Annotated in this window: 13 protein-coding genes; 3 read left to right on the top strand and 10 right to left on the bottom strand. The window is 62.3% G+C overall.

Translation table 11 applies throughout. The features are described 5' to 3' along the window. Positions 1-246 precede the first annotated feature (246 nt). Positions 247-1,167 carry a lipid kinase YegS gene (gene yegS, locus HX812_RS30165; protein WP_038844345.1) on the top strand — a complete coding sequence of 307 codons (921 nt, stop codon included), beginning with the start codon at positions 247-249 and terminating at the stop codon, positions 1,165-1,167. Here yegS and HX812_RS30170 read toward each other — a convergent pair. The 3 genes from HX812_RS30170 to HX812_RS30180 form a co-directional block, all read right to left on the bottom strand. Beyond that, on the bottom strand, positions 1,126-1,785 hold the full coding sequence (locus tag HX812_RS30170) for a response regulator transcription factor (RefSeq protein WP_038844347.1): 660 nt from the start codon (positions 1,783-1,785) through the stop codon (positions 1,126-1,128). The two genes, yegS and HX812_RS30170, sit on opposite strands and share 42 nt — an antisense overlap. After that, entirely contained in the window at positions 1,782-2,672 is an 891-nt protein-coding gene (locus tag HX812_RS30175; protein WP_038844349.1) for a sensor histidine kinase, read from the bottom strand. The genes HX812_RS30170 and HX812_RS30175 overlap by 4 nt, the downstream gene beginning before the upstream one ends. A gap of 360 nt (positions 2,673-3,032) precedes the next feature. Then, positions 3,033-3,482, bottom strand: coding sequence for a hypothetical protein (locus HX812_RS30180; RefSeq protein ID WP_177076911.1), 450 nt, complete (start codon positions 3,480-3,482; stop codon positions 3,033-3,035). 540 nt (positions 3,483-4,022) lie between these two features. Between HX812_RS30180 and HX812_RS30185 the strand changes: the two genes are divergently transcribed. Then, positions 4,023-4,958: a chemotaxis protein CheV gene (locus HX812_RS30185; RefSeq protein ID WP_010208794.1), complete on the top strand. Its 936-nt coding sequence runs from the start codon at positions 4,023-4,025 to the stop codon at positions 4,956-4,958. 39 nt (positions 4,959-4,997) lie between these two features. Then, positions 4,998-5,804: an MOSC domain-containing protein gene (locus tag HX812_RS30190; RefSeq protein ID WP_038844352.1), complete on the top strand. Its 807-nt coding sequence runs from the start codon at positions 4,998-5,000 to the stop codon at positions 5,802-5,804. A gap of 66 nt (positions 5,805-5,870) precedes the next feature. Here the strand turns inward: HX812_RS30190 and HX812_RS30195 are convergent, their stop codons facing one another. The 7 genes from HX812_RS30195 to HX812_RS30225 form a co-directional block, all read right to left on the bottom strand. Then, on the bottom strand, positions 5,871-6,155 hold the full coding sequence (locus tag HX812_RS30195; protein ID WP_010208796.1) for a pyrimidine/purine nucleoside phosphorylase: 285 nt from the start codon (positions 6,153-6,155) through the stop codon (positions 5,871-5,873). Positions 6,156-6,218: 63 nt separating this feature from the next. Then, positions 6,219-6,761, bottom strand: coding sequence for an exonuclease domain-containing protein (locus tag HX812_RS30200; protein WP_038844354.1), 543 nt, complete (start codon positions 6,759-6,761; stop codon positions 6,219-6,221). Positions 6,762-6,834: 73 nt separating this feature from the next. Further along, positions 6,835-8,718, bottom strand: coding sequence for an acetyl/propionyl/methylcrotonyl-CoA carboxylase subunit alpha (locus HX812_RS30205; protein ID WP_038844356.1), 1,884 nt, complete (start codon positions 8,716-8,718; stop codon positions 6,835-6,837). Positions 8,719-9,082: 364 nt separating this feature from the next. Continuing rightward, positions 9,083-9,844, bottom strand: a complete 762-nt coding sequence (locus tag HX812_RS30210; protein ID WP_038844358.1) for an enoyl-CoA hydratase/isomerase family protein — start codon at positions 9,842-9,844, stop codon at positions 9,083-9,085. After that, the gene (gene atuD, locus HX812_RS30215) at positions 9,841-10,998 is read right to left on the bottom strand and encodes a citronellyl-CoA dehydrogenase (protein WP_038844360.1); all 1,158 of its coding nucleotides are present in this window, start codon (positions 10,996-10,998) and stop codon (positions 9,841-9,843) included. The genes HX812_RS30210 and atuD overlap by 4 nt, the downstream gene beginning before the upstream one ends. A gap of 13 nt (positions 10,999-11,011) precedes the next feature. Next, the gene (gene atuC, locus HX812_RS30220) at positions 11,012-12,628 is read right to left on the bottom strand and encodes a geranyl-CoA carboxylase subunit beta (RefSeq protein ID WP_038844362.1); all 1,617 of its coding nucleotides are present in this window, start codon (positions 12,626-12,628) and stop codon (positions 11,012-11,014) included. A 3-nt stretch (positions 12,629-12,631) separates the two neighbouring features. Next, positions 12,632-13,504, bottom strand: a complete 873-nt coding sequence (locus tag HX812_RS30225) for an SDR family oxidoreductase (RefSeq protein ID WP_038844363.1) — start codon at positions 13,502-13,504, stop codon at positions 12,632-12,634. Positions 13,505-13,510 lie beyond the last annotated feature (6 nt).

Genomic DNA, 13,510 nt, shown 5'->3' on the forward strand with positions numbered 1-13,510 from the left:
CCCCAAATCACTGTCGGATTACGGGCACACCGAGCGTGAGCGAGGTGCCGAGTGTTGGGGCAAGAGCCCTTTGGTTACTTTGGGGCTTTTCCAAAGTGACCCGCCGTAAGGGCGGAACCAATACCCGCCGTTACCCAAAAAACGAATATGTACTCAATCATCCAATTTTTTTCCCATCCAATGGCTTTTTTCTCCCCGCCCAAGGTCCACATCCTCCAAGCACCCTTGAATCAGGAGATTCCCGCAATGACCACCCCCAAAGCCCTGTTGATCCTCCACGGCAAGCAAGCCCTCAACGAGGACGTACGCTCTGCCGTGCAGGCCCGACGCAAGCAGGGCGGCGAGTTGGCGGTGCGGGTCACATGGGAAGGCGGCGACGCCCAACGCCTGGTCAACGAAGCCCTGGCCGACGGCTACACCCACATCATCGCTGGCGGCGGCGACGGCACCTTGCGCGACGTCGCCGAAGCCATGGCCCAGGCCAAGACCGACGCCAGCCTGGTGCTGATGCCCCTGGGCACCGCCAACGACTTCGCCAAGGCCGCCGGCGTGCCGCTCGAACCCGCCCAGGCCCTGGCGCTGCTGGATGTACCGCCAAGGGCCATCGACCTCGGCCAGGTCGGCGGGCAAATCTTCCTCAACATGGCCACCGGCGGTTTCGGCAGCCAAGTCACCGCCAACACCTCAGAAGACTTGAAGAAAGTCCTGGGCGGCGCCGCGTACCTGTTCACCGGCCTGACCCGCTTCAGCGAGTTAAAGGCTGCCTACGCCGAACTCGATGGCCCCGATTTCCACTGGAAAGGCGAGCTGCTCGCCCTGGGCATCGGCAACGGTCGCCAAGCAGGCGGCGGCCATGAGCTATGTCCAGGCGCCATGGCCGATGATGGCTTGCTGGATGTCAGCATCCTGCCCGCGCCTCAGGAGGTGGTCGGTACCTTGCGTGAGTTGATGAACAACGGCTGGGGCCTGGACACCATGTTCGTTCGTGCGCGCCTGCCGTGGGTGAATATCAAGGTCGCACAGGGCCTTTATATCAACCTGGATGGCGAACCGCTGGAGGGCGATGACCTGCACTTCGAGGCCCTGCCCAAGGCCTTGCGCGTGCACTTGCCGGTGGATTCGCCGTTAGTCGTCCAGGCTGATGATCTGCTCGCGCACCGCGAATAACACCAGGCCGGCCACGTCGAAAATCTGCAGGCGTTTCATGATTTGCGAGCGGTGCGCTTCCACGGTCTTGATGCTTAAGCCCAAGCCGTGGGCGATTTCCCGGGTGGACTTGCCGCGCACAATCAACCGCAGGATCTCCAACTGCCGCGCCGTAAGGTTGTGGCTGTGGCCGGCCGGGGTGGCGGGGCCCTGGTTGCGTACCAGCGCCTGATTGATCACCGTGTGGGCAATCGCCGGGCTCAGGTAGCGCTCGTTGTTGCGCAGGGCCAGCAGCGCGTGTTCCAGCTCGTTGGCGGTGGTGTCCTTGAGCAGGTAGCCATGGGCGCCGGATTCGAGCGCGCACATGATCAGTTCCGGGTCGGTGTGCATCGACAGGATCAGCACGCGGCTCTTGGGGTAGGCGCGCTTGAGTTGTTGCAAGGCATCCAGCCCACCGGTGTGTTTCATCGACAGGTCCAGCAGCACGATATCGGGCAGCAGGGCGCTGAACTGCTCCAGCAACTGTGCGCCATCGCTGGCCTCACCGACCACCGTGTAGCCGCGAATGTCCTGGACCAGCGCGCGTACGCCGGCCCGGATCAGAGCATGGTCATCCACCAGGAGTAATGTGCAGGTCACTCGAGAACCTTAGGGGAACTGGCCCGTTCGAGGGCGCGGGGCGCCCAGGGGAAAAGCGCGTCGATCCGTGTCCCTTTGCCTGGCTGGCTGTTGACGGATAACGAACCGCCAAGTTGATCAATCCGCTCTGACATGCCGGCCATGCCCCGTTGGCCTTCCAGGCCCGGGTTGATGGCCGGCGAAAAACCCTGGCCGTCATCGCAGATACTCAGCGACAGGCCCTCGGGCAGGCGTTGCAGGCGTACCAACAGATTGCGCGCCTGGGCGTGGCGTAGCATGTTGGTCACCGCTTCCTGGGTGATGCGAAAGGCCGCAACGGCCATTTCTTCCGGGATGCCGGTCAGCCGCTGCTGGCATTCCAGGCTCCAGTGAATCGGGGTGTTTTCCAGGGTCTTGAGCAGGTGCGCGCGCAGGCTGGCTTCCAGGCCCAGGCTGGCCAGCTGGCGAGGGTTGAGGATGGCCGAGACGTCACGCACCTTGGCCAGGGTTTCATTCAGGGTGTTGCACAGCACTGTGCACTGGCTTTGCAGGTCTTCGGGCAGGCGGCGCTTGAGCCATTCACTTTGCAGCTTGGCGGCGGTGAGCAGTTGGCCGATATCGTCATGCAGCTCGCGGCTCAGGCGGTGGCGTTCGTTTTCCTGCACTTGCAGCAGGCGATCGGCCAGTTCCTGGGGTTGGAACTTGATGGATTTGCGCGAGTGCCACTGTTGCAGGCCAACCACCACCAGCGTGGCCAGGTTGAGCAGCACCAGCAGCGGCAGGGCGGCGGAAAAACTATAGGCCCACAGGCTCAGCAGCAGCGAGCCAAGGCACAGGGCGAGGATCAAACGGCGTGCATTGCTGCGGGACGCGGACCTTGCGATGAGTGTCTTGAGGTTGGCGTACATAGCGGATGGAGCCAATGAAGGTTCGCTGCGGGAAGTCCGGTCACGGCGGCTGACAGGGCTTTGTTTGGAATGCGTTATCGAATCGTTTTTATGCATGATGAAGTTGAGTCACTTCGAGCGGGGCATAGTACCACCACTATTACCGTTGGTCGCCTGGTGCTGTGTTCGACTGGGTTATTAGCCGCGCAAATGCTCCGGGCGGTATTCCCAGAGTTCATGGAGTGGGTAGTTATATTATTTCTGTTCGGTTGTATCGTTATTACCGTTAATGGCTAATTGATATCTTTGCCTGCGTGATTCAATTCCACTGGATGAGTCGTTTTCAGATAACTTCTGATTTAAATGCGACCTGATATCCGCTCAAGACACGTGATGCACCCGCTGCTGCGGTTTAAAGGCGAAGTCTTTCTGCGGAATATGCAGTGTCACTGTGGCGATCAATGTCGTTTGCTCCGCTTCATCCAATGCCAGTTGGCCTGTCTTTACATCAATCAACTCCAACTGCCAGGCCAGTAACTTCAGGCATTCTTCCAAGGCGTCCAAGGCTTGATCATGCAGTTGCAGCGGGCTTTCGGCATTGGCGATCAGGTACTGGATGTGCCGCGAGAATTCGCTGATGGCCTGCAGGGCAAGGCAATCGGCTCTTTCGGCGAGCTTGATCAGGCTGATTTTCATGCAGTCGATAGCGTCACTGTCGTTTCGGATCAAATGCAGGTGGCTCAGGCACTCTTCCGATTTGATCAGCAGCTTTTCAGCTTCCTGAAGGAATTCGGGAAGTGCAAGTTGCCACTCGTTACCGTCGTTCATCATGCAAGTCTCCACAACATAAGGTCGGGTGATGAGATGTAGCACCGGGTGAATGGCTTAAAACTAGCGCTGAAATATGACTGGAATCTGTAGGTCGCTTCTGAATAATCAGTAGGAAGCTTATTAGAATGACGGCGACGGCTGTGCGCGGCCCTCATGAGCGGGGTCAATTGCACACCTTTAATTGCCGACAGTTGAATGTCTGGAAGGCCCGTGGGCCGAGGGCTTGGGATGGCAAACAAAAGCCTGACTCCATTCATGCATTGAGAATGGCGTCACATTAATGGCTATTAGATATTGCGAATATCAGGTTGGGCCTGATTGTGCGTAGGGGAATCCCTTACATGGCGGAACCTTGCGTCGAATTGAATGTCGCGCAACGTCGCTGTACCCCTGTCTGGAGAGGCCAGCGCAGTAAACCATGATGTCAGTGTGACATCAATGAATTTACGTGGCATTTTACACGGGTCAAGGTCTGGCGCTTGCCGCCGATAACAAGCCTTAAGTGAGCTGCACAATCCCTTAGCGCATCAGGAGCTTTTAATGGCCGGCATTCTCGACACGGTAGATCAACGCACGCAACTGGTGGGTGAGAATCGCCTGGAGATCCTCATGTTCCGCCTGTTCGGGCGTCAGCTGTTCGCGATCAACGTGTTCAAAGTGCAGGAAGTGCTGCAACTGCCCAAGCTGACCTTGATGCCGCAGCGCCATCCGTTCGTGTGCGGCGTGGTCAACCTGCGTGGCCAGACCCTGCCGGTGATCGACCTGTCCCAGGCCATCGGCATGCGCCCACTGGTGCCGGGCCCCAACAGCACCATTATCGTCACCGAGTACAACCGCTCGGTGCAGGCGTTCCTGGTGGGCGGCGTGGACCGCATCGTCAACATGAACTGGGAAGCCATCCTGCCGCCACCGACCAGCGCCGGTCGCCAGCATTACCTCACGGCCATCAGCAAGGTCGATGACCAGTTGGTGGAAATCATCGACGTGGAAAAAGTCCTGGCCGAGATCGTGCCGTACAACGCCAAGGTTTCCCGGGAAAAACTCGAAGACCCGGTGCTGGAGCGTGCCCGTGGCCGCGAAGTGCTGCTGGTGGACGACTCCAACGTGGCCCTCTCGCAACTGCGCGACACCCTCGGTCAACTGGGCGTGAAGATGCACATCGCCAGCGACGGCCTCAAGGCACTGAACATGCTCAAGGCCTGGGCCGACAGCGGCCAGGTGATGACCGACAAGCTGCTGATGATCTTCACCGACGCCGAAATGCCCGAGATGGACGGCTACCGCCTCACCACCGAGATCCGCAACGACCCGCGCCTGCGTGGCCTGTATGTGGTGCTGCACACCTCGTTGTCGGGCAGCTTCAACGACTCGATGGTGAAGAAGGTCGGTTGCGACAACTTCCTGTCCAAATTCCAGCCCGACAAGCTGGTGGATGTGGTGCGTCAGCGTCTGATGCTGGACGAAGTGCCCGCTTGACCTTAGGGTGATGGCTTTGCCCCTCAGGAATGCAGGCCCATGCTTCGTCTCAGCGCGTTGTACCGTTACCCCTTGAAGTCCGGCAAGGCCGAAATCCTGCAACAGGTCGGCCTGGATAAGCTCGGGGTGGACGGGGACCGACGCTGGATGCTGGTGGATGAAGGCAGTGGGCGTTTCCTCACGCAGCGTGCGGTGGCGAAGATGAGCCAACTGTCGGCGCTGTGGAACAGCAGCGGCGGCCTCACCCTGAGTTCGCCGGGCTACACGCCGCTGGATGTGGCGCTGCCCGGCAACGACGCCGAGTTGCGTGGCGTGACCATCTGGCGCGACACCTTGCGCGTGCCCGATGCGGGCGACGCGGCGGCGGATTGGGTCAGCGACTTTATTGGCAAACCGACGCGCCTGGTGCAGATCCCCGTCGAGCGTGCCCGCACCACCCAGGCCGGTTACGGCAAGGATGACGACCAGGTCGCGTTTGCCGACGGTTACCCGCTGCTGGTGATCAGCCAGGCGTCGCTGGACGACCTTTCCCAACGCATCGGCCGCCCCATGGAAATGTTGCGTTTTCGTCCCAACCTGGTCATCGAGGGCAGTGAAGCTTTCGCCGAAGATGGCTGGAAACGCCTGCGTATCGGCGACGTGGAGTTCCGCGCGGTCAAGCCGTGCTCGCGCTGCATCCTCACCACCATCGACCCGCAAACCGGCGAGCGCAGCGTTGACCGCGAACCCTTCGCCACGCTGGAGGCTTACCGCAAGACTGAAGACGGCGCGATTTTCGGCCAGAACCTGGTCAACGATGGCATTGGCCGCCTGGAAGTCGGGATGCCGGTGACGATCCTTGAATAGTTTTCTTCACGCATAAAAAATGCCCGTCTCCTGCGAGACGGGCATTTTTTTGCTGCCGGGAAACCCTTAGCCGCGGTATTCGCACAGGTAAGCGGTGTCCACGGCGACCTTCAGCTGGAACTTGCTGTTGGCCGGCACGTTGAACTGGCTGCCGGCGGCGAAGGTTTCCCACTCGCTGGCATCCGGCAGTTTGACGGTCAGGGCGCCGGACACCACGTGCATGATTTCACGCTGGGCGGTGCCAAACTCGTATTCGCCGGGGGCCATGACGCCGATGGTCGCCGGACCTTCTGCGGTGCCGAAAGCGATCGACTTGACGGTGCCGTCGAAGTACTCGTTGACTTTAAACATGGGCGATTCCTCGGAAAAGGGTCTGGAAAGGTCGGCCAGTATGCCCAAGGGCAGGGAAGCTGCCTAGACCGGCAATATCAGCGGCAGCAGGCGCGCCGTATTGCGTGCATCCTCCAGCGCCCGATGTTGCTGGCCATGGAACTGCATCCCCGCCAATTGCAGGGCGCCATTGAGCCCCAGGGGCTTGTCCAGGCGCCGAGCCTTGGCGAAGCGCTGCTTGAGGTTCACATGGGGCGTGGTGGCGAGCGCGCTGGCCAGGCCATGGCGCTGCCATTCCAGTTCCAGCTGCCGGCGATCGTAGTCGCCCCAGCTGGCCCAGCCTTCCAGGCGCGGCTGATGCTGGCCCAGCCAGCGTTCGAACGCCGGCCACACCTCGGTAATCGGCGCCGCACCGTCGATGTTGGCCTGGGTGATGTGCGTCAGTTGGCGGCAAAAGGGCGTCAGCAATGGCCGGCGCAGCGGCCGCACAAAGCGCTGGAAGTGGTCCAGCTCGCGTCCCTGGCGGTTGACCAGGCTCGCGCCGATCTCGATGACTTCCATCTCCGTCACGGGCCAGCCGCCTTCATCCGTTGTGGCTTCAAGGTCAATAATCAGCCAATGAGGCATCGTGCAGGTTCCCGTACTCTTCCCTTTCTGTTGGGGATAGAGCGTAGCCCGGCCCTGTAGTTCCGCCTAGGGGTCAGACGATCTCCAGCAGAACCTGACGATTGCGCACCTGATCACCGGCAATCACTTGCACGCCTTTGATCACGCCGTCGATACCGGCCGTCAGCGGATGCTCCATTTTCATGGCTTCGAGCACCAGCAGCAGTTGGCCTTTGGTCACGCTGTCGCCGGCACTGACCCGCACATCGACAATTGCACCGTCCATCGGCGCCTTGACCGTGCCGCTGCGGGCGTCGGCCTGGCGGTTGGCGACTTGCTGGGTGCAGTCGATCACCCTGAGACCGGGTAGCCATAGTTGGTTGCCGTCGAGGTGATAGGCGGTGCGGCGGCGGATACCGTTGAATACCAGGGTGGCATGGCGGCCGTCGGTGATGAGTTGCAGGGGTTCGGCACTGACGGTGTGGATGTCTCCGTTGACCTCCAAGCGATAAATACAAGGCGCGCTGGCGTTGTTGCACCATCCCGCCAGGCCTTGGGGGTGCTGGTTGGCGCTGTGCTGGTAAAACAGCGCGGCGGCCAGGGCGAGTTGTTCGGGTGACGGCGTCAGGGGAGGGATTTCGCTGAAGTGCTCAGCGATAAACCCGGTGCTGAAATCGCCATCGACGAAATCCGGATGCCTGAGCAAATTCACCAGCAGTGGCTGGTTGGTCGCGACCCCCAGCAGCACCGTGTCTTCCACCGCCCGGAGCAATTTGCGTCGAGCCTCTTCACGGGTGGTGCCATGGGCGATGAGCTTGCCCAGCATCGGGTCGTAGAACGGGCTGATGCGTTGGCCTTCGATCACGCCGTGGTCGATACGCACGCCAGTGGCTGGCTCCCAGCGCACTACATCGCCAGTTTGCGGCAGGAAGCCCTGGGCCGGGTCTTCCGCGTACAGGCGCACTTCCATGGCGTGGCCACTGAGGGTGACGTCGGCCTGTGTCAGGGGCAGCGGCTGGCCGGCGGCGATCTGCAGTTGCCAGTCCACCAGGTCGAGGCCGGTGATCAGTTCGGTCACCGGGTGCTCCACTTGCAGGCGCGTGTTCATTTCCAGGAAGTAGAAACGGCCGTGGCGGTCGAGCAGGAATTCCACGGTGCCGGCGCCGACGTAGTTCACCGCACGTCCAGCCTTCAGCGCGGCTTCGCCCATGGCTTGGCGCAGCTCGGGCGTCATGACAGGGCAGGGGGCTTCTTCGATGACCTTTTGATGGCGGCGCTGGATCGAACAGTCGCGCTCGCCGAGGTAAATGAGGTGGCCGTGGCTGTCGCCAAACAGCTGGATTTCGACGTGGCGCGGGTCGACCAGGGCGTGTTCGAGGATCAGTTCGTCGCTGCCGAAGGCGTTTTTGGCTTCCGAGCGGGCGGTGTGCAGGTTGTCCAGCAGGTCTTTCGATTGGTGCACGAGGCGCATGCCGCGACCGCCGCCGCCGGCGCTGGCCTTGATCATCAGCGGGTAGCCGATGCGGTCGGCTTCCTGTTGCAGGGTGAGGTCGTCCTGGGCGCTGCCTTGGTAGCCGGCGATGCAGGGCACGCCGGCTTCGAGCATGGCGAGTTTGGACAGGCGTTTGCTGCCCATCAGTTCGATGGCCTCGACGCTGGGGCCGATGAAGGTGAGGCCGGCGTGTTGGCAGGCGCGGGCGAAGTCGGGGTTTTCGGAGAGGAAGCCGTAGCCGGGGTGGATGGCGTCGGCGCCTGTTCGTTTGGCGGCGTTGAGGATGGCTTCGATGTTGAGGTATGACTGGTGGACGGGGGCCGGGCCGATGGGGACGGCTTCGTCGGCCATTTGGACGTGCAGGGCTTGGGGGTCGGCTTCGCTGTAGACGGCGACGGTGCGATAGCCTAGGGATTGGGCGGTGCGTTGAATGCGGCAGGCGATTTCGCCGCGGTTGGCGATCAGGATTTTTGTTAGCTGCGGCATTTCTGCGGTCCTCGGGTACATATCCATTTCTGCGGTAGCGGCTGCTGGCGGTTCCGCTCTTACAGCGGGTCACTTTTGGAAGGACCCAAAAGTAACCAAAAGGTCCTCGCCCCAACACTCGGCACCTCGCCTAGGCTCGGTGTGCCCTCACTCCGGCTTGAATCCGTGGGCCGCCGTCATGGGCCATCCTTGGCCCAGGACGGCTAACCCGGCGTCCTGCCGGGTTACCCACGGATTCAAGCCTGCGTTCGGCCAGCGTGTTTGACGGGGCGCCCAAAATCAAAAGCGCGGCGGCCTTAGAGCCGACCGGTTTGTACGTGCCGTACCGGGTCCAAATGTGGGAGCGGGCTTGCCCGCGAAGGCGTCATCTGCACCACTTCGGTTTTCGCTTCTGCACAAACGCCTGCGTCCCCTCAATCCCTTCCTCACTCCTCACCGCCTCGGCAAACCACTGCGCTCCGCGATCCAGCACCGCCTCCAGCGGCTCATCCACGCTCGCAAGCAGCAGCGCTTTGGTCCGTGCATTCGCGCCTGGCGCACACTTCAGGACCTGGCTCAATACTTCATCCAAGCGTTCTGCCAGCGCCTGCGGGTCGCGCTCGGTAAAGTGCACGACGCCCAGTCGCTCGGCTTCTACGCCATCAAAGCGCGCGGCGGTCAGCGCCAAGCGGCGTGCCTGGGTCAGGCCAATCCGCTTCACCACAAAGGGTGCAATCTGCGCCGGTAACAAGCCCAGGCTGGTTTCCGGCAGGCCGAATTGCGCCTGGTGATCGGCGATGGCGATATCGCTCACGCACGCCAGGCCAAAACCGCCGCCCAGCACCGCGCCTTGCAGCACCACGATCACCACTTGCGGCACGGCTTCCACTGCCTGCAGCAAGGTGCCGAATGCCCGGTTCAGCGCTTGCAGTTGATTGCCTGCGGTGACCAAGTCCTTCACATCCGCCCCGGCGCAAAAGTGCCCGCCCGCGCCGCTGATCACCACGGCCCGGGTCTGGCTGTCCAATTGCGCCAGCACGCTGCGCAGTTCATTGACCATTGCCAGGCTCATTGCATTGCGGCTTTCCGGTCGGTTGAGGGTGATGTGCAGCACGCCGTTATGCGGTTCGAGCAGCAGGGTGTTCATGGTTTTTTCCCCGGTAATGTGCCCATCAGTTTGCAGATGATGCCCAGCATGATTTCGTCGGCGCCGCCGCCGATCGAGACCAGGCGCACGTCGCGGTAAGCGCGGGCCACCGGGTTGTCCCACATGAAGCCCATGCCGCCCCAATATTGCAGGCAACTGTCGCTGACTTCGCGGCCCAGGCGCCCGGCCTTGAGCTTGGCCATGGAGGCCAGGCGCGTCACGTCCTGGCCTTTGATGTATTGCTCGGTGGCCTGGTAGACCAGCGCGCGCAGGCATTCGATTTCGCTGGCGAGTTCAGCCAGGCGAAAGTGGATGACCTGGTTGTCGATCAGCGCCTTGCCGAAGGTCTGGCGCTCCTTGCAGTATTCGATGGTGCTGTCGATGCAGTGCTCCAGGCCCTTGATCATATTGGCCGCGCCAAACAGGCGTTCTTCCTGGAATTGCAGCATCTGCATCATGAAGCCCGCGCCTTCGTGGCCGATGCGGTTGCGCTGGGGCACGCGCACGCCGTCGAAGAACACCTGGGCAGTCTCGGAGCTGTGCATGCCGAGTTTTTCCAGGGGCGGGCTGACGCTGATGCCGGGGGTGTTCATCGGCACCATGATCAGCGATTTGTTGATGTGCGGCTTGTCGTCGGAGGTGTTGGCCAGCAGGCAGATGAAGTCGGCGCTGGGCGAGTTGGTGATCCACATTTTGCTGCCGTTGATCACGTAGTCGTCGCCGTCCTTGCGCGCGTGGGTCTTGAGCCCGGCCACGTCGGAGCCGGCGCCGGTTTCCGAGACGCCGATGCAGCCGACCTGCTCGCCGCTGATGGCCGGGCGCAGGAATTCGTCGCGCAGTTCATCGCTGCCGAAGCGGGCGAGGGCGGGGGTGCACATGTCGGTCTGCACGCCGATGGACATGGGGATGCCGCCACAGCGAATGGTGCCGAACTCTTCGGCGGCGACGATGGAATAGCTGTAGTCCAGGCCCATGCCGCCGAATTGCTCTGGCTTGGAAATGCCCAGCAGGCCAAGGTCACCGGCCTTGCGGAAAATATCGTGGATGGGAAAGCGTCCGGCCTTTTCCCATTCGTCCACATGGGGGTTGATCTCGCGGTCGACGAAGGCGCGGACGGTGCGGCGCAGCTCCTGGTGTTCCTGGGTAAAGATCATTTTTATGGTTCTCCTAAAAACGCGCTACACCGAAGGTATTGGCCTGCAACTCACGCACCTCGGCTTCGTGGCAGATATCCAGCAGAAAGCCCAGCAAGGTCCGCGTGTCCCGTGGATCAATCAGCCCGTCATCCCACAGGTTCGCGCTGCCATAAAGTGCGGTTGACTGGCTGTCGAGCTTCTGCGCGGTGACTTGTTCCAGCATGTCGAGCACCTTGGGATCCGGCACCAGACCATCCTTCAATTGCTTGGCCTCGGTGACAATGCGCAGCACCTTGCCCGCCTGCGCACCGCCCATCACCGCCGTGCGGCTGTTGGGCCAGGCGAAGATAAAGCGCGGGTCCAGGCCGCGCCCGCACATTGCATAGTTGCCGGCGCCATAAGAACCGCCGACCACTATCGTCAGTTTAGGCACCCGGGCGTTGGCCACCGCCTGGATCATCTTCGCGCCGTGCTTGATCACCCCTTGCTGCTCCGACTCGGTGCCCACCATGAAGCCGGTGGTGTTGTGCAGGAACAGCAGCGGCGTGCGGCTCTGGTCGCACAGTTGGATAAATTGCGCGGCCTTGCTCGCGCCCTTGGGCGTGATGGGGCCGTTGTTGGCGATCACACCGACGGCGCGGCCTTGGATGTGCAAGTGGCCGCAGACGGTGTGGGCATCGAACTCGCCTTTGAATTCGAGGAAGTGCGAGCCGTCGGCCAGGCGCGCGAGAATTTCGCGGACGTCGTAGGGTTTTTTCGGGTCGTCGGGGATCAGGCCCAGCAGTTCTTCAATGGGGTACAGAGGCTCTGCGTAGGTGCGTTTGGGCGCCAATGGCAGGCGATCATTCCAGGGCAGCAGGCCTACGATCTCCCGTGCGATGCGCACGCCGTCCGCATCGTTTTCCGCCAGGTATTCGGCAGTGCCGGCGGTTTGCGCGTGCATCTCGGCGCCGCCGAGTGCTTCATCCGTCGCCACTTCGCCGGTCGCGGCCTTTAGCAGCGGCGGCCCGGCGAGGAACAACTTGGCCCGGCCACGCACCACCACCACGTAATCCGACAGCCCCGGCTGATACGCGCCGCCGGCCGTGGCCGAGCCGTGTACCACGGTGATCTGCGGCAAGCCCATGGCCGACATCCGCGCCTGGTTGGCGAAGCTGCGCGCGCCTTCGACGAAAATCTCGGCGGCATAGTTGAGGTTGGCGCCGCCGCTTTCGGCCAGGGTCACCACCGGCAGCTTGTTCTCCAGGGCGATCTGTTGCAGGCGCAGGGACTTCTTCAGGCCGGTAGGCGAGATGGTGCCGCCCTTGATCGCGCTGTTATTGGCCACCACCAGCGTGCGCACCCCGCTGACGTAGCCGATGCCGGCGATCAACCCACCGCCGGCGCCGCTGCCGTCCTTGTCGTCGTGCAGCTTGTAGCCGGCCAGGCTGGCCAGTTCCAGGAACGGCGCGCCGGGATCCAGCAGCCGGTTGAGGCGCTCGCGGGGCAGCAGTTGGCCGCGTTTGTCGAACTTGGGCTGGGCATCCTGAGCCTTGGCGAGCAGGTTGGATTCCAACTGGTGAAGCTGAGCGATGGCCGCGAGCATGGCCTCGCGGTTTTGCGCGAACTGGGCGCTGTGGGCGTCGATCTGGGATTCAATCACCGGCATGGTCTATTGCTCCGCCTTGAGTACATCCGGCAGGTAGGCGCGGTGAAAGCCATTGAAGGGCTCGCTCGGCGCCTGCGCCTTGTGCAGCGGCCAGGCGCGGCTGCCCAGGCTGGCCGCTCCGTCGATGCGCAGGGTGCTGCCGCTGATAAACGCGGCGGCGGGGCTGAGCAGGAACACGATGGCCGCGCTGACTTCCGACTCGGTGCCGATACGCTTGAGCGGCACGTGTTCGCGCAGCGTCGGGATCACCGCCTTGAACGCGCCTTCGTAGGTGTCCATGCCGCTGGAGGCGATCCAGCCCGGCGCCACGGCGTTGACCCGCACGCCGGCGTAGCCCCATTCGAAGGCGGCGGTCTTGGTGAAATTATCCATGCCGGCGCGCGCCGCGCCCGAGTGGCCCATGCCGGGCATGCCGCCCCACATATCCGCAAGCATGTTGACGATGGCGCCGCCGTGCTTGCTCATGGATTGGTTGAACACTTCGCGGGCCACCAAGAAACCGCCGACCAGGTTGGTGCGCAGTACGGTTTCGAAGCCTTTTTGATTGATCGCGGCCAGCGGCGACGGGTATTGGCCACCCGCATTGTTGACCAGGCCGTGGATCGGGCCGTGCTCATGAATGATGTGTTTGACCAGCGCCTTGACGGCCTCTTCATCGCGAATGTCGCAGGCCTGCCACGCGGCGCTGCCGCCATCTTCGGCAATCTCGATCGCAACGGTTTGCAGTTTTTCCGGCTTGCGTCCCACCAGGATCACCTTGGCACCCAAGGCCGCCAGTTCATGGGCTGTGCAGCGGCCAATACCGCTGCCGCCGCCGGTGACTATCACGGTGTGCCCTTGGAACAGGTCGGCTTTGAAGATCGAGTCGAAGGCCACGGCAAC

The organism is Pseudomonas sp. IPO3749, assembly GCF_013386605.1.
GTDB lineage: Bacteria > Pseudomonadota > Gammaproteobacteria > Pseudomonadales > Pseudomonadaceae > Aquipseudomonas > Aquipseudomonas azotoformans_A.

Bases quoted from the DNA above. Each gene is read 5' to 3' on its own strand.
- atuC (WP_038844362.1), bottom strand. From the start codon at position 12,628: ATGCCGGTGATTGAATCCCAGATCGACGCCCACAGCGCCCAGTTCGCG.
- atuD (WP_038844360.1), bottom strand. From the start codon at position 10,998: ATGATCTTTACCCAGGAACACCAGGAGCTGCGCCGCACCGTCCGCGCC.
- HX812_RS30195 (WP_010208796.1), bottom strand. From the start codon at position 6,155: ATGTTTAAAGTCAACGAGTACTTCGACGGCACCGTCAAGTCGATCGCT.
- HX812_RS30175 (WP_038844349.1), bottom strand. From the start codon at position 2,672: ATGTACGCCAACCTCAAGACACTCATCGCAAGGTCCGCGTCCCGCAGC.
- HX812_RS30185 (WP_010208794.1), top strand. From the start codon at position 4,023: ATGGCCGGCATTCTCGACACGGTAGATCAACGCACGCAACTGGTGGGT.
- HX812_RS30210 (WP_038844358.1), bottom strand. From the start codon at position 9,844: ATGAACACCCTGCTGCTCGAACCGCATAACGGCGTGCTGCACATCACC.
- HX812_RS30190 (WP_038844352.1), top strand. From the start codon at position 4,998: ATGCTTCGTCTCAGCGCGTTGTACCGTTACCCCTTGAAGTCCGGCAAG.
- HX812_RS30200 (WP_038844354.1), bottom strand. From the start codon at position 6,761: ATGCCTCATTGGCTGATTATTGACCTTGAAGCCACAACGGATGAAGGC.
- HX812_RS30180 (WP_177076911.1), bottom strand. From the start codon at position 3,482: ATGATGAACGACGGTAACGAGTGGCAACTTGCACTTCCCGAATTCCTT.
- yegS (WP_038844345.1), top strand. From the start codon at position 247: ATGACCACCCCCAAAGCCCTGTTGATCCTCCACGGCAAGCAAGCCCTC.
- HX812_RS30205 (WP_038844356.1), bottom strand. From the start codon at position 8,718: ATGCCGCAGCTAACAAAAATCCTGATCGCCAACCGCGGCGAAATCGCC.